Source organism: Streptomyces hesseae, assembly GCF_031845785.1.
Classification (GTDB): domain Bacteria; phylum Actinomycetota; class Actinomycetes; order Streptomycetales; family Streptomycetaceae; genus Streptomyces; species Streptomyces hesseae.
In genome coordinates, this window is the sequence record NZ_JAVRFI010000033.1 from 21,836 (window position 1) to 43,250 (window position 21,415).

General features: G+C 71.6%; 19 protein-coding genes. 3 read left to right on the forward strand and 16 right to left on the reverse strand.

What is annotated here, in order from left to right; all coding sequences use genetic code 11:
• Positions 1–122 precede the first annotated feature (122 nt).
• The 3 genes from ligA to RM609_RS31600 are packed head-to-tail and all read right to left on the reverse strand — an operon-like array spanning position 123 to position 4,152.
• Complete coding sequence (gene ligA / locus RM609_RS31590; RefSeq protein ID WP_311615605.1) at positions 123–2,378, reverse strand: NAD-dependent DNA ligase LigA; 2,256 nt, start codon at positions 2,376–2,378, stop codon at positions 123–125.
• 8 nt (positions 2,379–2,386) lie between these two features.
• Positions 2,387–3,409, reverse strand: a complete 1,023-nt coding sequence (locus RM609_RS31595) for a methionine synthase (protein ID WP_311615606.1) — start codon at positions 3,407–3,409, stop codon at positions 2,387–2,389.
• Positions 3,410–3,453: 44 nt separating this feature from the next.
• Positions 3,454–4,152 (reverse strand): SDR family oxidoreductase, encoded by a 699-nt coding sequence (locus RM609_RS31600; RefSeq protein WP_311615608.1) that lies wholly within the window; start codon positions 4,150–4,152, stop codon positions 3,454–3,456.
• 279 nt (positions 4,153–4,431) lie between these two features.
• Here RM609_RS31600 and RM609_RS31605 point away from each other — a divergent pair, with 279 nt between their 5' ends.
• Both RM609_RS31605 and RM609_RS31610 read left to right on the forward strand, forming a co-directional pair.
• Positions 4,432–4,860, forward strand: a complete 429-nt coding sequence (locus tag RM609_RS31605; protein WP_311615610.1) for a hypothetical protein — start codon at positions 4,432–4,434, stop codon at positions 4,858–4,860.
• Between the two features lie 163 nt (positions 4,861–5,023).
• Entirely contained in the window at positions 5,024–5,611 is a 588-nt protein-coding gene (locus tag RM609_RS31610) for a hypothetical protein (RefSeq protein WP_311615612.1), read from the forward strand.
• A 30-nt stretch (positions 5,612–5,641) separates the two neighbouring features.
• Here RM609_RS31610 and mnmA read toward each other — a convergent pair whose 3' ends face one another.
• The 3 genes from mnmA to RM609_RS31625 form a co-directional block, all read right to left on the reverse strand.
• Positions 5,642–6,793, reverse strand: coding sequence for a tRNA 2-thiouridine(34) synthase MnmA (gene mnmA, locus RM609_RS31615; protein WP_311615613.1), 1,152 nt, complete (start codon positions 6,791–6,793; stop codon positions 5,642–5,644).
• Positions 6,794–6,902: 109 nt separating this feature from the next.
• On the reverse strand, positions 6,903–8,072 hold the full coding sequence (locus RM609_RS31620; protein WP_311615615.1) for a cysteine desulfurase family protein: 1,170 nt from the start codon (positions 8,070–8,072) through the stop codon (positions 6,903–6,905).
• A 71-nt stretch (positions 8,073–8,143) separates the two neighbouring features.
• A complete protein-coding gene (locus RM609_RS31625) occupies positions 8,144–9,106 on the reverse strand; it encodes a helix-turn-helix transcriptional regulator (RefSeq protein WP_311615617.1) in 963 nt (320 codons plus the stop codon).
• Positions 9,107–9,225: 119 nt separating this feature from the next.
• Between RM609_RS31625 and RM609_RS31630 the strand changes: the two genes are divergently transcribed.
• Positions 9,226–9,798, forward strand: coding sequence for a TIGR03086 family metal-binding protein (locus tag RM609_RS31630; protein ID WP_311615619.1), 573 nt, complete (start codon positions 9,226–9,228; stop codon positions 9,796–9,798).
• 18 nt (positions 9,799–9,816) lie between these two features.
• Here RM609_RS31630 and RM609_RS31635 read toward each other — a convergent pair whose 3' ends face one another.
• From RM609_RS31635 to RM609_RS31680, 10 genes are all read right to left on the reverse strand, one after another.
• Positions 9,817–10,674, reverse strand: coding sequence for a thioesterase family protein (locus RM609_RS31635; protein WP_311615621.1), 858 nt, complete (start codon positions 10,672–10,674; stop codon positions 9,817–9,819).
• 52 nt (positions 10,675–10,726) lie between these two features.
• Positions 10,727–11,395 (reverse strand): trimeric intracellular cation channel family protein, encoded by a 669-nt coding sequence (locus RM609_RS31640; RefSeq protein ID WP_311615623.1) that lies wholly within the window; start codon positions 11,393–11,395, stop codon positions 10,727–10,729.
• A gap of 71 nt (positions 11,396–11,466) precedes the next feature.
• A complete protein-coding gene (locus tag RM609_RS31645; RefSeq protein ID WP_311615625.1) occupies positions 11,467–12,924 on the reverse strand; it encodes a M1 family metallopeptidase in 1,458 nt (485 codons plus the stop codon).
• Between the two features lie 139 nt (positions 12,925–13,063).
• On the reverse strand, positions 13,064–14,116 hold the full coding sequence (locus tag RM609_RS31650) for an ABC transporter ATP-binding protein (RefSeq protein WP_311615627.1): 1,053 nt from the start codon (positions 14,114–14,116) through the stop codon (positions 13,064–13,066).
• Between the two features lie 11 nt (positions 14,117–14,127).
• A complete protein-coding gene (locus tag RM609_RS31655) occupies positions 14,128–15,243 on the reverse strand; it encodes an ABC transporter ATP-binding protein (RefSeq protein WP_438828585.1) in 1,116 nt (371 codons plus the stop codon).
• Positions 15,240–16,238 (reverse strand): ABC transporter permease, encoded by a 999-nt coding sequence (locus tag RM609_RS31660; RefSeq protein WP_311615629.1) that lies wholly within the window; start codon positions 16,236–16,238, stop codon positions 15,240–15,242. The genes RM609_RS31655 and RM609_RS31660 overlap by 4 nt, the downstream gene beginning before the upstream one ends.
• A gap of 154 nt (positions 16,239–16,392) precedes the next feature.
• Complete coding sequence (locus RM609_RS31665) at positions 16,393–18,171, reverse strand: ABC transporter substrate-binding protein (protein WP_311615630.1); 1,779 nt, start codon at positions 18,169–18,171, stop codon at positions 16,393–16,395.
• A 121-nt stretch (positions 18,172–18,292) separates the two neighbouring features.
• Positions 18,293–19,291, reverse strand: a complete 999-nt coding sequence (locus tag RM609_RS31670) for an ABC transporter permease (RefSeq protein WP_311615632.1) — start codon at positions 19,289–19,291, stop codon at positions 18,293–18,295.
• Between the two features lie 457 nt (positions 19,292–19,748).
• Positions 19,749–20,549 (reverse strand): enhanced serine sensitivity protein SseB C-terminal domain-containing protein, encoded by an 801-nt coding sequence (locus tag RM609_RS31675; RefSeq protein ID WP_438828586.1) that lies wholly within the window; start codon positions 20,547–20,549, stop codon positions 19,749–19,751.
• 72 nt (positions 20,550–20,621) lie between these two features.
• Positions 20,622–21,356, reverse strand: a complete 735-nt coding sequence (locus RM609_RS31680; RefSeq protein WP_311615634.1) for an enhanced serine sensitivity protein SseB — start codon at positions 21,354–21,356, stop codon at positions 20,622–20,624.
• Positions 21,357–21,415 lie beyond the last annotated feature (59 nt).

Below are 21,415 nucleotides of genomic sequence, written 5' to 3' on the forward strand. Positions count from 1 at the left end.
CAACAGTAGGCCGCAGAAGGCTACGGCGGGCAGCGATCGGCAGGGGTTGCCCGAATGCGATCCGGCGTTCTGTAGCCATCTGGTACGCGCTGTAGGGGTAATGCCCACTGCCTATGCGGGCATTACTCCGCTGGGGTGGCCTCCTGGGGCACGGCCGCCTCGCGCGCCGCCTCGGGGCCTTCCTCCAGCAGGACGGTGAAGCCGTCCTCTTCGAGGACCGGGACCTTCAGCTGCATCGCCTTGTCGTATTTCGAACCGGGGTTGTCACCGACGACCACGAAGTCCGTCTTCTTCGATACCGACCCGGTCACCTTCGCGCCCCGGCTCTGGAGAGCCTCCTTGGCGGCGTCCCGGGTGAAGCCCGTGAGGGTACCGGTGACGACGACGATCAGCCCGGCGAGCGGACGCGGGCCTTCCTCCTCGCCGGCCTCCTCCTCCATCCGGACCCCGGCGGTCCGCCACTTCTCGATGATCTCGCGGTGCCAGTCCTCGGCGAACCACTCCCGGACGGCGGTGGCGATGGTGTCCGAGACGCCGTCGACGGCGGCGAGCTCCTCCTCCGTGGCCTCGGCGATCCGGTCGATGGAGCGGAACTCGCGGGCCAGCGCCGTCGCGGCGACGGGGCCCACATGGCGGATGGACAGGCCGTTGACGACCCGGGCCAGCGGGCGCTGCTTGGCCGCCTGGATGTTCTCCAGCATGGCCAGGGCGTTCTTCTTCGGCTCGCCCTTCTGGTTGGCGAAGAAGGTGACGACCTTCTCCTGGCCCGTCTTGGGGTCGATCTTGGGCAGACCGCTGTCCTGATCCCGCACATACGACTTGATGGGCAGCAGTTCCTCGATCGTCAGATCGAAGAGGTCGCCCTCGTTGAGCATGGGCGGGGTGGCGGGCTCCAGGGGCTGGGTGAGGGCCGAGGCGGCCACGTAGCCGAAGTTCTCGATGTCGAGGCACTCGCGGCCCACGAGGTAGTACAGCCGCTCGCGGATCTGGCCCGGGCAGGAGCGGGCGTTGGGGCACCGGAGGTCGATGTCGCCCTCCTTCATCGGGCGCAGCCCGGTGCCGCACTCCGGGCACTCGGCGGGCATCACGAACTCCCGTTCGGTGCCGTCGCGCAGATCCACGACGGGGCCGAGGACCTCGGGGATCACATCGCCGGCCTTGCGGATGACGACGGTGTCGCCGATGAGGACGCCCTTGGCCTTGACGACCTCCTGGTTGTGGAGGGTCGCGAACTCGACCTCGGAGCCGGCGACGGTGACGGGCTCGAAGACGGCCTGCGGCGTCACCCGGCCGGTGCGACCGACGCCGACGCGGATGTCGAGGAGCTTGGTGTTGACCTCCTCCGGCGGGTACTTCCAGGCGATGGCCCAGCGCGGGGCGCGCGCGGTGGAGCCCAGCCGGCCCTGGAGGGGGATCTCGTCGAGCTTGACGACGACGCCGTCGATCTCGTGCTCCATGGAGTGCCGGACCTTGGGCTGCCCGTAGTGCGCGATGAACTTCCGCACCTCGTCGAGCGAGCCGAAGACCTCGGCGTGCGCGGCGGTGGGCAGGCCCCACTCCCGCAGCAGCTCATAGGCGTGCGACTGGCAGTCGATGTCGAAGCCCTCGCGGGCGCCGACGCCGTGCACCACCATGTGCAGCGGGCGGGTGGCGGTGACGCGCGGGTCCTTCTGGCGCAGCGAACCGGCCGCCGCGTTGCGCGGGTTGGCGAAGGGGGCCTTGCCCGCCTCCACCAGGCGGGCGTTGAGCTCCTCGAACTTCTCCATCGGGAAGTAGACCTCGCCGCGCACCTCGACGAGGGCGGGGATCCGGTCACCCTTGAGCCGGTCGGGGACCTCGGTGATGGTGCGGACGTTCGGTGTGATGTCCTCGCCGGTGCGGCCGTCGCCGCGGGTGGCGGCGCGGGTGAGACGGCCGTGCTCGTAGGTGAGGTTGACGGCGAGGCCGTCGACCTTGAGCTCGCAGAGGAAGTGGTGGCCGGAGCCCTCCCCGAGGTCCTTGGCGATGCGCTCGGCCCAGGCGGCCAGTTCCTCGTCGTCGAAGGCGTTGTCCAGGGAGAGCATGCGCTCGCGGTGCTCGACGGCGGTGAACTCCGTCTCGTACGCCCCGGCGACCTTCTGGGTGGGCGAGTCCGGGGTGCGCAGCGGCGGATGCTCCTCCTCCAGGGCCTCCAGCGACCGCAGCAGCTTGTCGAACTCGGCGTCGCTGACGACGGGGGCGTCCTTCACGTAATACCGGAAGCGGTGCTCCTCGACCTGCTCGGCCAGCAGGGCGTGCTTCTCCCGCGCCTCGGCGGGCACCGCCGCCTGCGCCGCGAGCTTCTCGAGCTCTTCGCCTCGCCGTTCGACAGCCACCGTCTCGTCCTCCCGTTGATCCATGAGCGCCGTCACTCAGGGTTGTCTGCGAGTGATTTCGCCGCCCGGGCGCAGTGGGCGAGGGCCGCCCGGGCATACGCGGGCGAAGCGCCCGCGAGCCCGCACGACGGGGTGACGACCACGGACTCCGAGAGAGTCCCCGGTGCCAGCCCCAGCCTGCGCCACAGCGTCCTGACACCCATGACGCTACCGGCAGGGTCGGACAATGGGCCGTCCACGCCGGGCACCACGCCCGTGAAGAGGGTCGTGCCCGCCTCCACCGCCTCACCGATCGCATCGTCCTCACGCTCGGTGAGGAGCGAGAAATCGAACGAGACGCCGGTGACTCCGGCGCGGCGCAGCAGCGCGAAGGGCACGCCGGGGGCGCACGAGTGGACGACGAGCTCGGCGCCGGCCTCCGTCGCGACCGCCGCCATGTCCCGCAGCGCCCCCTCGACGACGGCCCGGTCGACGGCCCGGTGGGTGCGGTAGCCGCTGGCCGTACGGATCTGTCCGCGCAGCACGGCGGGCAGGGAGGGCTCGTCCAGCTGGAGCACGAGCCGGGCGCCGGGCACCCGGCGGCGTACCTCGGCGAGGTGGTCGCGCAGGCCCTCGGCCAGGGAGCCGGTGAGGTCGCGGCAGGCGCCGGCGTCGCCGAGGGCGGCCTCGCCGCCGCGCAGCTGGAGGGAGGCGGCGAGGGTCCAGGGGCCGACGGCGGAGACCTTGAGGGCGCCCTCGTGGCCCTGGGTGAACTCCTCGACCGCGTCCAGGTCCTCGCCGAGCCAGGAACGCGCGCGGCGGGTGTCGCGGCCGGGCCGGTCGGCGACGCGCCAGCCGCTGGGCTCCAGATGGGCGAAGACCTCGACCAGCATCCCGGCGGTGCGGCCGATCATGTCCGCCCCGGGCCCGCGCGCGGGCAGCTCCGGGAGGTACGGCAGCGTTTCCAGCGACCCGGTGACGGTCTTCGCGGCCTCGCGCGCGTCTCCCCCGGGCATCGAACCGACGCCGGTCGCGGCCCCCGCGCCCCAGCTCCTGACGTTGCTCTTCTCGCTCACTCAGGAAGGGTACGAGAAAGGGGCCGCCCCGACGGGACCGGTCCTCAGCCGCCCGAGTACCCCGGGCGGACCGACAGGTCGTTGACCTCCGCGTCACGCGGCAGGTCCAGGGCGAGCAGGATCGTCGCCATGACCGACTCCGGGCTGATCCACTTGCCCGGCTCGTACTCCTTGCCCTCCTGCTGGTGCACCTTCACCTGCATGGCGGTGGCCACGCGGCCCGGGTAGACGCTGGTGACGCGGACGCCGTGGGTGTGCTCCTCGGCCCGCAGGGAGTCCGCGAGCGCCTTCAGGCCGTGCTTGCTGGCCGCGTACGCGCCCCAGCCGGGGTTCGCGCGCAGCCCGGCGCCGGAGTTGACGAAGACGACGTGTCCCTGCGAGACGCGGAGCTGCGGCAGCAGCAGTCGCGTCAGCTCGGCGGGCGCGACGAGGTTGACGGCGAGCGTCCGGTTCCAGGTCTTGGGGGTCAGCTCGCCGACGTCCCCGAGGTCGGCGACGCCCGCGATGTGCAGCAGGGAGTCGACGCGTTCGGGCAGGGTCTGGTGGCCGAGCGCCCAGGAGAGCCGGTCGGGGTTGCCGAGGTCGGCGACGAGGGGGTGGGCGCCGGGGAAGCGCGCGGCGAGCTCCTTGGCCCGGCCCGCGTCGCGCGCGACGAGCCAGAGCTCGTCGCCGCGTTCGTGCAGCCGCCGGGCGACCGCCTCGCCGATGCCCGATCCGGAGCCGGTGATCACATGTGTTGCCATGCCCCCAGCTTGCCCCACCGCGCCGGGGGCGGACACCGGCCCCGTAAGGCCGCGTCTGTCCCTTTGTGTGCCGTCTTCGGGCGAGCCGGACGCTACGGGCCGTTTTCCTATGTCTCCGATATGGATTCGGATTCTTATGGGTCGCGAACCGATCACAGTGTTACCGGCGGTATCGCAAAAGCGGTAATGGCATGCCTAGCGTGACGCGGACTCACCGGCGGCGTAATCCCCGCGCCGTTTTCCGTCATTTCACTGAAAGCAGTCATAGTGAAGATTCGCATGTCCCGCACCGCCGCCATATCCGGATTCGTCATCATCGCCCTCACCGGAGCGAGCGGCTGCGGCAGCGACTCGAGCGGGAAGGGCTCCTCGGGTTCCGCGGCCGCCGCCGCTGCCACCACCGACGGCTCCGGTGACGGCAGGAAGGACGTCTCCATCTCCGACTGCGCATACGTCGAAAAGGTGGGCATCTCGGCCAAGCTGAGCGCCATGAACCCCAGCGCGACGGCCACTTACAGCTACACCGTCACCGTGAAGTTCACGGCCCCGGACGGCTCTGCGCTCGAACCCCAGGACTTCTCGCTCCTGTTCGTCCGCCCCGGCCGCTCGGACGACCACGAGGTCACCGCCCCCTACAGCCCGAAGGCGGGAGCCCCCACGAAGGGCGCGAAGTGCGAGATCGCCAAGGTCGTGCGCGGAACCGGCTGAAAATATCCCGCCCGTCCCTTTTTCTGAAGCCGTTCTGTCGCGGTCGTGTCACAGAAACAGCCGGTGACCTGTTGGGATTTGGCCATGTGTAAACACCCCGTTAGCGTGACGTGCGCTTGTCAATGATCAACGCATCTCGTCACTTCATCGGGGGAGTTCCAGCATGAAGCTTCGTCATGTCCGCGCGACGGCCGTCTTCGGAATCGTCGTCGTCGCCCTCACGGGCGCCCGGGGCCACCACGGCGCGAGCTGTGGCGGCGGATCCAGCCACCACAGCAGCGGCTCCTCCACAAGCGGGGGCACGAGCGGGGGCACGTCGACCGGCGGCGGTTTCAGCGGCGGGGGGACGACGAGCGGCGGTACGACCACCGGTGGTGGTACCGGCGACTCCTCGTCCTCCTCGGGCGGCTCGTCCGTGCTCGGTTCCAACGGCAGCGGCCGGGGCGGCAGCGGCGACGACGCCATGCGCGACATCAAGATCACGGACTGCGCCTACACCGACCGCCTCGGCATCACGGCGAAGCTCAGCGCCACCAACGGCAGCGTGACCCTCAAGTACACCTACCGCCTGACTGTGAAGTTCACGGACCCGGAGGGCAGGACCACCGTCCGCAACCCGTCCATCCCGTATGTGATGCCGGGCAAGTCGAGCACGCTCGACGTCTCCACCCCGTATGTGCCGAAGGCGGGCTCGCCGAGCAGCGGCGGCAGGTGCGAGGTCACGAACGTGACGCGGACGATCGAGCGCTGATCCCCGCACGGGGGCGTGCGGGGGCGGTGCTCAGCCCGCCGCTCCCGCGCGCGCCCGCTCCGTCGTCGCGATCGTCGCCGAGCCGACGACACGCGTGTCGTCGTAGAGGACGATCGCCTGGCCGGGAGCCACGCCGCGGACCGGCTCGGTGAAGCGGACGCGGAGCTCGTCGCCGACGAGCTCGGCCGTCACCTCGGTCTCGCCGCCGTGGGCGCGCAGCTGGGCCGTGTACGTGCCGGGCCCGGCCGGGGCCACACCGCACCAGCGCGGCTTGATGGCGGTGAGGGCCGAGACGTCCAGGGCCTCCACCGGGCCCACCGTCACGGTGTTGTTCACCGGGGAGATGTCCAGGACGTAGCGCGGCTTGCCGTCCGGGGCCGGGCGGCCTATCCGGAGGCCCTTGCGCTGGCCGATGGTGAAGCCGTAGGCGCCCTCGTGGGAGCCGATCGTGTTGCCGGCCTCGTCGACGATGTCGCCCTCGGCCCGGCCCAGCCGCTTCGCCAGGAAGCCCTGGGTGTCGCCGTCGGCGATGAAGCAGATGTCGTGGCTGTCGGGCTTCTTCGCCACGGCCAGGCCCCGGCGCTCCGCCTCGGCGCGGATCTCGTCCTTGGTGGTGATCGTGTCGCCCAGCGGGAACATCGCGTGGGCGAGCTGGCGCTCGTCCAGGACGCCCAGGACATAGGACTGGTCCTTGGCCATGTCGCTGGCGCGGTGGAGCTCGCGGGTGCCGTCCTCGCCCCGGACGACCGTGGCGTAGTGACCGGTGCAGACGGCGTCGAAGCCGAGTGCGAGGGCCTTGTCCAGCAGCGCGGCGAACTTGATCTTCTCGTTGCAGCGCAGGCAGGGGTTGGGCGTGCGCCCGGCCTCGTACTCGGCGACGAAGTCCTCGACGACGTCCTCGCGGAAGCGCTCGGCCAGATCCCAGCAGTAGAAGGGGATGCCGATCACGTCGGCGGCGCGGCGGGCGTCGCGGGAGTCCTCGATGGTGCAGCAGCCGCGCGCGCCGGTCCGGAAGGACTGTGGGTTCGCGGAGAGCGCGAGGTGCACACCGGTCACGTCGTGCCCGGCTTCGACGGCGCGGGCCGCGGCGACGGCGGAGTCGACGCCGCCGGACATGGCGGCGAGCACGCGGAGCCCCTTGCGGGGAGCTGTGGGATCGGGGGCGCCCGGGAAGTCAGTCATAACCCTTCCAGGGTACGGGGTGCCCCGGGAGGTGCGGGTGCGGGCCGGTGGCCGGTTTGTGCCCACCCGTTCCGCCCTGCGGAACGCCTGCCCACAAACCGGCGCGTTCTTAGCTCAGCCCGGCGCTGCGGGCCCGGTCCACCACCGGGCCGATCGCCTCGACGACCGCCGTGACGTCCTCGTGCGTCGATGTGTGGCCCAGGGAGAAGCGGAGGGTGCCGCGGGCCAGGTCGGGGTCGGTGCCCGTGGCCAGGACAACGTGGCTGGGCTGGGCGACGCCGGCCGTGCAGGCGGAGCCGGTCGAGCATTCGATGCCCTGGGCGTCGAGGAGGAGGAGCAGGGAGTCGCCCTCGCAGCCCGGGAAGGAGAAGTGGGCGTTGGCGGGCAGCCGGCCCGCCGGGTCGGGGTCGCCGCCGAGGACCGCGTCGGGGACGGCCGCCCGGACGCCCTCGATCAGCTCGTCCCGCAGCGCCCCGATCTCCCGGGCGAAGTCCGCGCGCCGCTCGGCGGCCAGCCGGCCCGCCACCGCGAAGGCGGCGATCGCCGGGACGTCGAGGGTGCCGGAGCGCACGTGTCGTTCCTGGCCGCCGCCGTGCAGCAGCGGTACGGGCGCGTACTGGCGGCCCAGCAGCAGGGCGCCGATCCCGTACGGGCCGCCGATCTTGTGGCCGCTGACGGTCATCGCGGCGAGCCCGGAGGCGGCGAAGTCCACGTCGAGCTGGCCGACGGCCTGTACGGCGTCGGCATGCAGCGGAACGTTGAATTCCGAAGCCGCGTCGGCCAGTTCGCGGACCGGCATCACCGTGCCGATCTCGTTGTTGGCCCACATCACCGTGGCGAGCGCGACATCGTCGGGGTTACGGGCGATGGCCTCGCGGAGGGCGTCGGCGTGGACCCGGCCGTAGGAGTCGACCGGCAGGTACTCGACCGTCGCGCCCTCGTGCTCGGCGAGCCAGTGGACCGCGTCGAGCACCGCGTGGTGCTCGACGGGGCTGGCCAGGACGCGCGTACGGGCCGGGTCGGCGGCGCGGCGTGCCCAGAAGAGGCCCTTGACGGCGAGGTTGTCGGCTTCGGTGCCGCCCGCGGTGAAGACCACTTCGCTGGGGCGCGCGCCGAGCGAGGCGGCGAGCGATTCGCGCGCTTCCTCGACCGTGCGGCGGGCGCGGCGGCCCGCGGCGTGCAGCGAGGACGCGTTGCCGGCGAGGGGCAGCTGGGCGGTCATCGCCGTCACCGCCTCCGGGAGCATCGGGGTGGTGGCGGCGTGGTCGAGGTAAGCCATGGTGGGCACGATTCTACGAGGCCCGGCCCGGGACCGTGGCGGGGTGTTCCGGCCCCGGAGGCGGCATCCGATTATGCGCCGGGTCGTCCCGGGCCGTACAGCTCCACCACGGCCCGGGCGGCCGCCGCCAGCTCCCGCCGCGCCGACTCCGGCGAGACCACCTCCAGGTCCGGGCCGTAGGCCAGCAGGGATCGCACGTCCTCCGGGCCTGCGAAGGCGAATTCCACGGTCGCGGGGTCGCCCTCGGACGGCGGCCCGGTGAGCTGCCGGCCGCGCAGGCGCAGGAGCGTGGCGAGGCGGGAGCGGCGCACCCGGGCCGTCACCAGGAGCTCCGCGGGCCGGCCCTCGACCTCGCGGCGCAGCTCCTCCCAGACGTCCGTCAGCTCCTGGCCGGCCCGTCGGCGTACCGGCTCGTCCGTGAGGGTCGCCCTCAGCACGCGGTCGGCGCGGTAGAGGCGGGGGCGGCCGCGGTGGTCGGCGACGAGGTACCAGACGCCGGCCTTGGCGACGAGGCCGTAGGGGTCGACGGTGTACGCGCTCGGTTCGGCCGTGCCGCCGTGGCGGTAGCGCAGGCGCAGCCGGAGGTCGGTGAAGACGGCGGTGCGCAGCTCGCCGAGGTCGACGGCGTGGGTGGGGGCCGCCCAGCGGACGGGGTCGATGTGGATGCGGCGGCTGATGGCCTCGGCGGCGGGGCGGTGGGGGGCGGGCAGGGCGGCCATGACCTTGCGCAGGGCGGAGCCCAGGGCGCCGTCGAGGCCGAGGTCGGCGTGGGCGCTGGGGCCGGCCAGGACGAACAGGGCGCGGGCCTCGTCGGCGGTGAGGCCGGTGACGTCGGTGCGGTAGCCGGGGAGCAGGGCGATGCCGCCGTGGCGGCCGCGTTCGGCGTAGACGGGCACGCCGGCGGCGGAGAGGGATTCGACGTCGCGGTAGATGGTGCGGACGGACACCTCCAGGCGCCGGGCGAGCTCGGCGGCGGGCACCCGGTCCCGGTTCTGGAGCAGCAGGAGTATCGACAGCAGCCGGTCGGATTTCACGTGATCAAGAATCTCGCAGGAGGCGGGGAAAACTTGACGGCGGGTGTCAGGTTATGGCGGGAGGGTGCTCCTGTTCGACCGATCACCCCGTGCAGGACCCGCGCAAGGAGCACTGACCCATGGACCTCGACCCCCGCCCCCTCTACGCCCGTGCCACCGACCAGGTGGCGGCCCTGATGGCCCGGGTGAAGCCCGAGGCGCTCGGCGACCCCACGCCCTGCGACGGGTTCGACGTGCGCGGTCTGCTGGCGCATCTCGTGGGCGGTGTCCGGGCCGCCGCCGAGCTCGGCCGGACCGGCGCGGACGTGACGCTGGAGGCCGCCGAGGACGTGCCGGACGACGGCTGGCTCCAGGCGTACGACGAGGCCCGCGCGCTCTTCGGCGAGGTGTGGGCCGACGACGCGAAGCTGGACGCGCCGGTGTCCGTGCCGTGGGGCGAGCTGCCGGGCCGGGCGTACCTCTCCTCGGGCTGTGTGCTGGAGGCGGTCGGCCACGCCTGGGACCTGTCCGCCGCCCTCGGCCACCCGCTGCCCCTGGACCAGGAGCTCGCCGAGTACGCCCTGGAGTGGGCGCGCCGGGTGCTCCCGGCGGAGCGGCGCGGCGCTCCCGTGCCGTTCGGGCCGGTGCGTCCGGCGCCCGAGGGCGCGGACGCCTACGTCCGGCTGGCGGCGTGGCTGGGCCGGGAGGTGTGAGCAGGTGGTGACGGGCGCTCAGAGCGACGGACGGGCCAGTTGGCGCGACTGGGCGACGAGGCGGTCCCGGCTGTCCCAGACCTCCGCGTCCTCCTCCATGTAGCCGCCCGCGAGATTGCGGCTGGTCTTGAGGATCCGGAGGGGGCCGGGGGCGGGGCGGTGGCGGATGTGGGCGGTCAGCTCGACGGTCGGCACCACTCCGGTGACGCCGTACTCGAAGGCCGTGGGCGGCAGCGAGTCGACGGCCAGCAGCAGCGAGAGCGGGTCGGGGGCGCGGCCGTCCGCGAGGCCGTACCAGGCGCGGATCTCGCCCCGGCCGCTCGGCCGGCCGGTCATCCAGCCCGTGGTGGCCGGGTCGAGGCGGTAGTCGAGGCGGTGGACCAGTTCGGGGACGGGCACCGCCATGGCCGGTCCGGGGTCGAGGAGGCCCCGGCACTCCTCGTACGGCGGCAGGGGCGGGGGCGTCGCGATGGTGCGGACGTCGTCGGGGAGGGCGGCCAGGTCCCCGTAGGCGGCCAGGACGCGGACGCGCTCGGTCTCGGTGCCGTCCTCGGCGCGCTGGAGGAGGCGGGCCTGGCCGGTGGAGAGCGAACGGCCCGTCCGCAGCGGCTCGACGCGGATGGCGGCGGGGCCGGGCCGTGAGGCGCTCAGGTAGTGGGCGGTGACGGTGAACGGGTCGGGGTGGGGCAGCGCGTCGCGCAGGGCGCGGGCGAGCAGGGCGAGGAGGTAGCCGCCGTTGAGGGCGCCGAAGACGGTCCAGCCCGGGTGGAGGTGGGCGTCGTAGCCGCCGCCCGGCCCGTTGGCCGAGATCGCGGTGTCCCGGTCGAACTCGCTGTCGCCGATGGTTCCCGTGGTTCCTGTGGTTCCCGGTGCCATGTGGGAAACGCTAGTGGGAAAACGTTCCGCCCGACGGTTTACGCCTGACTGTCTACCCCTGGGCAGGGTCCTCGACCGCCGCGCTGCGCCGGTGCCAGGCGCGCGGGGCGCGCCAGTGGTAGCGCATCGCGAGCAGCCGCAGGACGAACGCGACGGCGGCGGACAGCATGCTGGTGGAGACGTTGAGCGCGTCGTAGCGGATGAGCAGCGCGGCCATGGTGGAGCCGACCATGGCGGGCACGGCGTACAGGTCGCGGTCCCAGCGCAGCAGCGAGGGGACCTCGTGGGCCAGGACGTCGCGCAGCACACCGCCGCCGACCGCCGTGGCCAGGCCGAGGGTGGCGGCGAAGGTCAGGCCGAGCCCGTGCCCGTAGGCCTTGACCGTGCCCGCGACGCAGAACAGCCCGAGCCCGGCGGCGTCGAAGACGTTCACCGCCTTGGTGATCCGCTCCACCTCCGGGTGGAGGAAGAAGACGATCGCGGTGGCGACCAGCGGGGTGAGGAAGTACCCCAGGTCGGTGAAGGCGGCGGGCGGCACGGCTCCGATGATCAGGTCCCGGAACAGCCCGCCGCCCAGCGCCGTGACCTCCGCCAGCACCGCCATGCCGAATACGTCGAAGTTCTTGCGGACGCCGAGCAGGGCGCCCGACATGGCGAAGACGAAGATCCCGGCGAGGTCGAGCGAGTGCTGGACGGAGGGACTGAACAGATCGGTGAGCACCAGACATTCTTACGCGCCGGCGGCCGCGCTCCCGACTCGTCCCGGAATGCGGACCGGCGCGCCCCCGGCGGCTACGGCAGCTTCGGCTTCTGCGGCGTGGAGAGCCAGGTCCGGAAGAGGTCGCTCAGGTCCTGGTGGGAGACCGCCTCGGCCAGGCCGGTGAACTGGGCGGTGCGGACGTTGCCGCCCTTGTGGAGCTTGGTCCACAGCGGCAGCAGCTTGAAGAACGCCTTGTCGCCGATGCGCTCGCGCAGCGCCTGGAGCGTCATCGCGCCCCGGTAGTAGACGGACCGCGAGAACATCGTGTCGCGCTTGGGGTCGGCCACGTCGAGCTTCCAAAAGGCGTCGTCGGCGGCGTGCGCGTTGTACGCCTCCAGGAAGGACTGGTGGGCGCTCTTGCGGCCCTTGTGCTCGTCCCACAGCCACTCGGCGTAGGTGGCGAAGCCCTCATTGAGCCAGATGTCCTTCCACCGCTCGACCGACAGCGAGTCGCCGAACCACTGGTGGGCCAGCTCGTGGACGACCGTCGCCTCGTCGCGCACGGCGGAGTAGACGGGCTTCGTCTGGACCTCCAGCGAGAACTCGGCCTGCGGCATGTCGTCGACGATGGCGCCCGTCTCCTCGAAGGGGTACGGGCCGAAGAGCTTGGACCAGTAGTCGGTGGCCTCGGAGGTGATGCCGTAGAAGTCGAGCTTGTCCGTGGGCAGGGCGGGATTGGTGGCGACGTAGATGGGGGTGCCGCCGGGGGTGACGCCCTTGCGCACGTCGAACTTCCCGATCGTGGCGGTGGCGAGGTAGGGCGCCATCGGCTTGCTCTCCCGCCAGTGGGTGATCGTGGTGTCGCCCTGGTCGCGGGTGGCGAGGAGTCTGCCGTTGGAGACGGCGGTCAGGCCCTTGGGGGCCCGGATGCGGATGTCGAAGGTGGCCTTGTCGGAGGGGTGGTCGCTGGAGGGGAACCAGGTGGAGGCGGCGTTGGGCTCGCACGCCACGAAGACGCCGTCCTTGGTCTTCATCCAGCCGTACTTCGAGCCGAAGATGATGGGGCCGCTGAGCGGCTGGGGTATCCCGCCGTAGGTGACGGTCGTGGTGAAGGTGTGGCCCTTGATCAGCGGGAGCGCCGGGCGGATCCGGATCTCGTCGCCCACCCGGGAGAAGGCGGCGGGCAAGCCGTTCACCTCGACCTTGGAGACCGTGAGCTGCTGGAGGTCCAGGTCGAAGGAGGAGAGGCTCTTGGTGGCCCGCGCGGTGACGGTCGTCCTGCCGTCCAGGCGGCCGCTGGACGGTGTGTAGCCGACGTCCAGGTCGTAGTGGAGGGCGTCGAAGCCGCCGTTGCCCAGCTCGGGGAAGTAGGTGTCGCCGATGCCGGGGGTACCGGCGGTCGGCGGCCAGTCGGGGCGGGCCGAGGCCATGGGGGCGGCCGCCACCACCCAGGCGGAGGCGGTGGCCGTGGCGAGGGCCAGGAGCTTGGCCGGGACCCGGCGGCCTGTCGAGCGTATGGAGCGATCCCGGAGCAGGCGGGAGAGTGCCATGAGCCGTCCCTTCGAACGTACGAGCGCAATTGCGGCGGACGCGCCGACTCTGCACTCCCCCGTGCTCGCCGTGCTCAGGTCTTTACCAACTCGTTTCGATCAACAGCCGAAACGATCAATGAAATTCAGCTTGGCAGACTCACTCCGCACCCGCACCTTCCGTCACCGGTTCGGGTGTCTCCGGTGCGTTCTCCGGGTGATGGCAGGCCACCTGGTGGCCGGTCCGCAGCGTCAGCAGCGGCGGCTCGTCGGTCCCGCACACCTCCGTCGCCTTCCAGCAGCGGGTGTGGAAGCGGCAGCCGGCGGGCGGCGAGATCGGCGAGGGCACGTCGCCCGTGAGCAGAATGCGCTCCCGCTTGGTGCGCCGCCCCGGGTCCGGCACGGGCACGGCCGACAGCAGCGCCTTGGTGTAGGGGTGCATGGGCGTCTCGTAGAGCGAGGCGCGGTCGGCCAGCTCCACGATCTTGCCGAGGTACATCACCGCGATCCGGTCCGAGACGTGCCGGATGACCGACAGGTCATGGGCGATGATCACGTAGGTCAGCCCGAGCTCCTCCTGGAGGTCGTCCAGGAGATTGACCACCTGGGCCTGGATGGAGACGTCCAGCGCGGAGACCGGCTCGTCGGCGACGACCAGCCGGGGCTTGAGCGCGAGCGCCCGCGCGATGCCGATGCGCTGGCGCTGGCCGCCGGAGAACTCGTGCGGATAGCGGTTGTAGTGCTCGGGGTTGAGGCCGACCAGCTCCAGCAGCCGCTGGACCTCCCGCTTCACCCCGCCCTCGGGCGCGATGCCCTGGAGCCGGAACGGCGCCCCGACGATCGTGCCGACGGTATGCCGGGGGTTCAGCGAGGAGTACGGGTCCTGGAAGATCATCTGGACGTCGCGGCGCATCGGCCGCATCCCCGCCACATTGAGGTGGGTGATGTCCTTGCCCTCGAACTCGATCCTCCCGGCGGTGGGTTCGAGCAGCCGGGTGATCAGCCGGCCCATGGTCGACTTGCCGCAGCCGGACTCGCCCACCACGCCCAGGGTCTCCCCCGCGCGCACGTCGAAGGACAGGCCGTCCACGGCCCGCACCGCGCCCGCCTGGCGGCGCAGCAGGCCCTTGACGATGGGGAAGTGCTTGACCAGGCCCTCGACCTTCAGCAGGGGCTCGGCCGCCTCGGGCGCGGGCCGCGCGGACATCGTCATCTGTTGGTCCTTCACAGCTTGGGAGCGATCTCTTCGGTCCAGATGCGGGTGCGCTCCTCGGGTGCCAGATGGCAGGCGGAGTGGTGCGGCCGGCCGGTCTCCGCGCCGGGGACGGGGCGCAGTTCGGGCCGCTCGGTGCGGGTGATGCCGCCCTTGGGGACGTCCGCGTAGGGGCAGCGCGGGTTGAAGGCGCAGCCGGAGGGCACATTGATCAGGCTGGGCGGGGAGCCCTTGACGGGGATCAGCCGCTCGGTCTGGTCGCGGTCGATCCGGGGCATCGAGCCCAGCAGGCCCCAGGTGTAGGGGTGCTGGGGGGTGCGGAAGACCTGCTCGGCCGGGCCGCGTTCCACGCAGCGGCCGCCGTACATCACCAGGATGTCGTCGGCGAGCTCGGCGACCACGCCCAGGTCGTGGGTGATGATGACGACGGCGGAGCCGAACTCCTTCTGGAGGTCGCGGATCAGGTCCAGGATCTGGGCCTGCACGGTGACGTCCAGGGCGGTGGTGGGCTCGTCGGCGATCAGCAGCTCGGGGTTGTTGACCAGCGCCATCGCGATCATCGCGCGCTGGCGCATCCCGCCGGAGAACTGGTGGGGGTAGTCGTCGGCGCGCCGGTCGGGCTGGGGGATGCCGACCCGGTCCAGCAGCTCGACGGCGCGTTTGCGGGCGGTCTTCTTGTCCACGTCGTGGTGGACCCGGTAGGCCTCCACGATCTGGGCGCCGACGGTGAAGTACGGGTGCATGGCCGACAGCGGGTCCTGGAAGATCATCGCCATCTCGCGGCCGCGCAGCCGCCGCACCTTCTCGGGGTCGGCGCTCATCAGCTCGGTGCCGTCCAGCCAGATCTCGCCGCTGATGCGGGCCTTGCGGCGGCCGTACTGGCCGACGGTGTGGAGGCCCATGATGCCCAGCGAGGTCACGGACTTGCCGGAGCCGGACTCGCCGACGATGCCGAGGGTGCGGCCCTTCTCCAGCTGGAAGGAGAGCCCGTCGACGGACTTCACCAGGCCGTCGTCGGTGGGGAAGTGGATGCGCAGGTCGCGCACGTCGAGGAAGGCGGTCGGCCGGGCCGTACCGTCGACAGGCTCGCCGACGGCGCCGCCGTCGGGCACGGGTGTGGTGGTCACGAGAGCCTCACTCGGGGATCGATCACGGCGTACAGGAGGTCGACCACGAGGTTGGCGACGACGACGGCGGTCGCCGCGATGAGCGTCACGCCGAGGATCAGCGGCAGGTCGCGGTCGCTGATGGCCTTCACGGCCGCCTGGCCCAGGCCCGGCAGGTTGAAGGTGGTCTCGGTGAGGATCGCGCCGCCGACGAGGGCGCCGAGGTCCATGCCGAGGATGGTGAGGATCGGGGTCATCGTGGAGCGCATGGCGTGCTTGCCGATGACCACCGGTTCCCGCAGCCCCTTGGCGCGGGCGGTGCGGATGTAGTCCTCGCCCAGGATCTCCAGCATGGTGGCGCGGGTGAGCCGGGCGTACATGGCCGCGTAGAGGAAGGCGAGGGTGATCCAGGGCAGGATCAGCCCGCTGACCCAGCCGGCCGGGTCGTCGGCCAGGTCGACGTAGTCGCCGTCCACCCAGCCCAGGCCGTAGGAGAAGACCGCGAGCGAGACCAGGCCGGTGAAGTAGATGGGGAGCGAGACGCCGGCCAGGGCGACGGTCATGGCCGCGCGGTCCCAGAGGCTGCCGCGCTTGAGGGCGGAGACCACACCGGTGGTCACGCCGCCGATGAGCCACAGCACACAGGCGCCGGCGGCCAGCGACAGCGTCACCGGCACCCGGTCCTGGAGCACCGGCCAGATGTCCTGCTCGGTGCGGAAGGAGTAGCCGAAGCAGGGCACGTCGCAGTGCACGGTGGTGCCGCCGCCGGTGTAGTCCCGCCCGGCGAAGATGCCGGTGACGAAGTGCCAGAACTGCACCAGGATCGGGTCGGCCAGCCCGAGTTTCTGCCGGATGCCCTCGATGGTCTCCGGGTCCGCCTGCTTGCCGACGTAGAGCGCGGCGGGGTCGGCCCCGGTGAGCTTGGGGATCGCGAAGAAGATGCCGAAGGTCACCAGGGTGACCACGAGGAGCATCACGATGACGGCGAACAGCCGCCTGACGATGTAAGCGAACACTGCGGTCGGCCGGCGGCGGCCGGGGACCCCCGTATCGCCCGGGGGTCCCCGGACCGCCGCGCGCGGCCCTCACCTGCCCTTCGGGCCTAGCGGCGGGTGCGCCGGCGGAGCGTGCGGTCTGTCATTGGACGGCGCCTGTCACTTGACGCGACGGTCACTTGCCGACGCCGAGGGAGGCGTAGTCGTAGCGGCCGTTGTAGGCGTCGGACGTGTAGGCGTTGGTCAGCCGGGAGCTGCGCCAGGTGATCGTCCTGTCGTAGACGAAGGGCAGGTACCAGGCGCCCTCGGTGACCTTCTTGTTGGCCTCCTGGTAGATCTTCCCCGCCTTCTCGACGTCGATCTCCGCGATGGCCTGGTCGTAGAGCTTGTTGATCTCGGGGTCGTTGAGCTCGGGGTAGTTCTGGTTGCCGCTCTCCTGGATGAAGCGGCCGTCGGTGATGGGCTGGAGGAAGCCCTGGCCGCTGAGGAAGTCCGCGCCCCAGCCCATGATGATGATTCCGTAGTTCTTGTCCTTGACGTTCTTGGGGGCGCCGATGATGCCGGTGGACTGGGCGCCGTCGTACTGGTCGATCTGGGCGTCGATGCCGACCTTCTTCAGGGCCGCCTGCATCGACTCGGCGGTCGCGACCTCCGGCGGCTTGTTGTTGCGCACGGCGATCGTGGTCTTGAAGCCCCCGGGCTTGCCGCAGGCCTTCAGCTCCTCCTTGGCCTTGGCCTCGTCGGGCTTGCCCTGCTTCAGATTGAACGGGTCGTAGTTCGGGTCGAAGCCCTTGACCACCGGCGGGAGCATGCTGATCGCGATGTCACCGCCGCCCTGCGGGCCGCCGCGCGCCGTCTGGATCGAGGTGTGGTCGGCGGCGTAGATGACGGCCTTGCGGCAGTGCTCGTTGTCGAACGGCGCGACGGTCTTCGGGAAGGCCGCATAGCGGATGAAGCCGGTCTGCGGGTTGTCGACGTTGGCCTTGTACGAGTTCATCGCCTTCTGCCGGCCGGCCGAGCCCAGGCCGGTGGCGTTGATGTCGAGGTCGTACTCGCCGGCGAGCAGCTTGTTGTCCATGTCGTCGGCGTTGGTGGTGAGCTTGACCGTGATCTTGTCCGGGAGGGCCTTGCGGACCGTGTCGGTCTTCGGGTCCCACTTGTCGTTGCGGACCAGCTCCAGGCCCTTGTTCGGGGTGTAGGAGACGAATTTGTACGGGCCGTTGGAGAACGGCCGGGACCCGTATTTCTCGGCGGTGTCCTTGTCCGGGCGGACCGGGGCCGCGGCGGGGATCGCCAGCATCTGGAGGAAGTCGCCGTTGGGCTTGGGCAGATGGAAGACGATCGTCTTCTCGTCCGGCGTCTCGATCGCCTTCAGGCCGAGCTTGTCCTTGCTCTCGTCCTTGTACGGGCCCTTGTACTCCTTGTTGGGGTCGAGGACCTGCATCAGCCACAGCGGGCCGCCGGAGATCTTGTCGGTGGCCCAGGTGCGCTCGATGCCGTACTTGATCTGCTGCGTGGTGACCGGCTGGCCGTCCTCCCACGTCAGCCCGTCACGCAGCTTGAACGTGTAGGTCTTCTTGTCGGCCGAGAGCCGGCCCGTGTCCGTGGCCATGTCCGGGACGACGGTCACGCTCTCCAGGCCGGGAGCCGGCTTGGGGGTGACGAGCGTCCGGGTGTAGTACCGGGCGAAGTCCCACATGAAACCGTAGTAACCGCGCTGCGGGTCCCACGAGTCGGCGTCCTGGGTGCCGATGAACTTCAGCTCCCCGCCCTTCTTGTCGGAGGCGGAGGCGACCTTGTTCACACCGGCGTTGAAGCCCGCCGCCTTGCCGCCCTTGCCGCCGCCTTCGCTCTTGCCGCCGCCACCGCCGCAGGCGGTGGTGGTCACCAGGGCCGCGACCGCGAGCGCCGCCCCGGCGGCCAGTCTGCGCCTCGAAGTTCGTTGGGTTGTCACGATGTAACGGACCTCCGTGGTCGGTCGCCGCCCGGAACGGGCCGGCGGGGGTGCGGGAAGGGGCCTCCTGGCGGTTCGACAGGGGCGGTGGGTACGAAGAGGGAAGGGGTTGGGTCGCGCGTCAGCGCGAGCCCTTCGGGTCCAGCGCGTCCCGCACGCCATCGCCGAAGAGGTTGAAGGCCAGCACGGTGACGAAGATGGCGAGACCCGGGATGATCATGAACATGGGGTCGCCCTCGTAGGTGGTGACGGCCTTGGAGAGCATCTGCCCCCAGGAGGCGGTCGGCGGTTTGACGCCGGCGCCGAGGAAGCTCAGCGCCGCCTCCGTCAGGACGTTGGTGGGAATCATCAACGTGGCGTACACGGTGATCGGCGCCACCAGGTTGGGCAGCAGCTCCCGGAAGAGGATGTACAGCCGGCCCGCGCCCAGGCTGCGGGCGGCCTCGACGTACTCCCGCTCTCTGAGCGAGAGCGTCTGGCCGCGGACGATCCGGCCCACGTACGGCCAGCCGAAGAACCCGATGACCGCGATCAGCACGGCCATCCGCACCCCCGAACCGGTCAGCCCCCACAGGGAGTTGGGGACGACGGAGACGAGCGCGATGATGAAGAGCAGCTGCGGGAAGGCCAGCAGGAGGTCCATGACCCGGCTGACGACCGCGTCCACCCAGCCGCCGAAGTAGCCGGCGACGATGCCGAAGACCGTGCCGATCACGACCGCCACGACGGCCGAGAGGAAGGCCACGAGCAGCGAGACCCGGGCCCCGTAGACGACCCGGCTGAAGACGTCCCGGCCGTTGACGGGCTCGGCGCCGAAGAGGAAGTCGGAGTCGATGCCGCCCCAGGAACCCTTGGGGGTGCTGGAGAGGGGGTCGATCAGCTCCTCGTGGTACTCGTTCGGGGGATGCCCCAGCAGGCCCACGATGACCGGGGCCAGGACCGCCACGAGGACGAGCAGCAGGACGACGGCCCCGCCCGCCAGGGCGAACTTGTCACGCTTGAGCCGTGTCCAGGCGATCCGCCAGGGCGAGCGCCCCTCGATGGTCCTCAGTGGAATGCCGTCGGCGACGGGGGCGGCGCCGGCGTCGGCCGGTCCCGTGTCGTGCAGTGGTGCCGTCATCGTCTGGTGGACCCCTCTCGGCCGGCGGCGACCGGCCCAACGCCCGCCGCGCTCGGGGCGGCTGGTTCACATCACTGGTGCGAGGACGCGCTCCCCGCGGCGGTGCGCGTGGATCGCGGTGGTACGCGTGGATCGCGGTGATACGCGAAGTGCAGTGGTGCGGGAGGTGCGGAGGTGCGAAAGGTGCTGGCAGTGCGAGTGGTGCCGGCAGTGCGGGACGTGCGGTGATACCCGGAGTACGACGGTGCGGAAGGCACCGGAAGTGCGGGTGGTACGGGACGTGCGCACAGAGCGGTCGTACGGCGGAACAGGTCGTACGCAGGAACGAAGTCCTTGTTGGGCGGGAGTCTTCATCGCTCCCGCGATCACCCGCCAGCCCCCACCCGCAAAGGATGCGCAAACGTGATGTGCGAAGGGAGGTTCCGTAATACGGACGCGGCGGGGCCCTGAGCGGGGGTCAGTACGCCCCGGCCTGCCAGCCCTGCTGCTGCGGGGGGTAGCCGTAGCCCGGGGCGGGCGCGGCCGGCGCGGCGCCGGCCCCGTAGCCCTCGCGGGCGAAGAACGGCCGGCTGTTGGCCCGCATCCACATCGCGACGGGGTCGTACTCGTCCGCCATCGACACCGTCGACACCGGCAGGCCGTCGGGCACCGCGGCGATCGACTGCTGCATCATCAGCCGCACGGCCTCCACGGCGGCGGGCGAGGTGTCGTACAGATCGAGCCCGATGGCCAGGTACGGCGTGCCCAGGGCGGGCCGCACCCAGGCCCGGCGCAGCGCGCGGACCACGGGGGTGCGGTGGGCGTTCTGCCCGAGCAGGGCGTAGAACTGCGGGATGTCCAGCGCCGGTTCGCTCAGCTGGAGCGGGCCGGCGGGCAGCCGGTCCAGGCCGGCGACGATCCGGCGCAGGTCGAGCCAGGGGATGCCGACGCCGCCGCCGGGGGCGTGGGGGTTGAGCCACAGGCCCCAGCGGTCGGGGTAGAGGGAGGCGGCGGCGGCCCGGCCGGCGACGACCTCGTGGGCGCGGTTCCAGCCGCTGGCGGCGAGCTCCTGGGCGGAGGTCACACAGGGGGCGTAGCCGAGGCCGTCGACCTCCATGTTCCCGTACTGGGCGTCGGGCGAGCCGGCCTGACCGTGCCACAGCAGCATCCACACCCGGCCCTCGGCGAGGGACCGCAGCAGCTGCTCGTACGTGTCGTACCGGCCGGGCGCCACCTGGCGCAGCACCTGCTCCACGCCGCTCTCCGCGCCCGCGCTCACCTGGGTCCGCCTCTTCTCTTGGCCGTCTGCTGCTACCAGCTTACGAGCCCGCGGGGGCGGGCATGAGAGCTGTCACAGGTCACGGTCGTAGAACGGTCGTATCCGGGTCCGTATCCAGTCGCCCACGGGGTCGTCCTGGGCGACGTCCAGGAAGACGAGCTGCACGGGCCAGGGCACGGGCACCCGGCCCAGCGCGCGGCCCAGGGCGTCCAGGGCGGCGGAGCGGCTCCCCGGGTCGGGGAGCCCCAGCTCGACGCCGACGAACAGCGCGGGATCACCGCCCTCGACGACGGCCATGGCACGACGGGCGGTCCGGACGGCCCCGGTTGCCGCGAACTCCAGCCCGGCGGCGGCCAGGAACGCGGTCGGCTCCTCCTGCCAGTCCGGCTCGTACAGCCGTACGCGGCCGCCGGTGGCGTCGCCGTCCAGGGCCGTGCGCCCGGCCCGGCACAACCCGGCGACGGCGGGCGGCGGCAGGGGCACGGTGACGGTGCCCTCAGGGTTGACGACGATGCCGACCTGCGGGGGCAGGCCGCGGGCGAACTCGACGGCGGGGGCGACGGCGAAGGACATCCCCGCGCCGGCGACGGCCGTGAACTCCTCCTGGGAGCTGAACACGGGCACGTAGGCGGCGCCGTTCAGCTCCAGGGCGGGCAGATCGAGGTCGGGGCTGTCGGGCCCCCCGCCCTTGGGCAGCGGAACCCACACGCTGCTGCGGCCGAGCGCCTCGACGATCCGCGCGCCGGCGTCCGGCACGCCGACGGAAGCGGCGAGTACCGCTTCGAGCTCATTGGCCGGCCAGGTCATCGTCTCCCACCCCGTTCGTCGGACGCATCCCGGCACCTTAACGGCTGCGCCTGGGCTTC

Coding starts and splice junctions, on each gene's coding strand:
- RM609_RS31680 (WP_311615634.1), bottom strand. CDS start 21,356: ATGACCTGGCCGGCCAATGAGCTCGAAGCGGTACTCGCCGCTTCCGTC.
- RM609_RS31670 (WP_311615632.1), bottom strand. CDS start 19,291: ATGACGGCACCACTGCACGACACGGGACCGGCCGACGCCGGCGCCGCC.
- mnmA (WP_311615613.1), bottom strand. CDS start 6,793: ATGACTGACTTCCCGGGCGCCCCCGATCCCACAGCTCCCCGCAAGGGG.
- RM609_RS31650 (WP_311615627.1), bottom strand. CDS start 14,116: ATGACGATGTCCGCGCGGCCCGCGCCCGAGGCGGCCGAGCCCCTGCTG.
- RM609_RS31620 (WP_311615615.1), bottom strand. CDS start 8,072: ATGGCTTACCTCGACCACGCCGCCACCACCCCGATGCTCCCGGAGGCG.
- RM609_RS31600 (WP_311615608.1), bottom strand. CDS start 4,152: ATGGCAACACATGTGATCACCGGCTCCGGATCGGGCATCGGCGAGGCG.
- RM609_RS31605 (WP_311615610.1), top strand. CDS start 4,432: ATGTCCCGCACCGCCGCCATATCCGGATTCGTCATCATCGCCCTCACC.
- ligA (WP_311615605.1), bottom strand. CDS start 2,378: ATGGATCAACGGGAGGACGAGACGGTGGCTGTCGAACGGCGAGGCGAA.
- RM609_RS31610 (WP_311615612.1), top strand. CDS start 5,024: ATGAAGCTTCGTCATGTCCGCGCGACGGCCGTCTTCGGAATCGTCGTC.
- RM609_RS31645 (WP_311615625.1), bottom strand. CDS start 12,924: ATGGCACTCTCCCGCCTGCTCCGGGATCGCTCCATACGCTCGACAGGC.
- RM609_RS31635 (WP_311615621.1), bottom strand. CDS start 10,674: ATGGCACCGGGAACCACAGGAACCACGGGAACCATCGGCGACAGCGAG.
- RM609_RS31630 (WP_311615619.1), top strand. CDS start 9,226: ATGGACCTCGACCCCCGCCCCCTCTACGCCCGTGCCACCGACCAGGTG.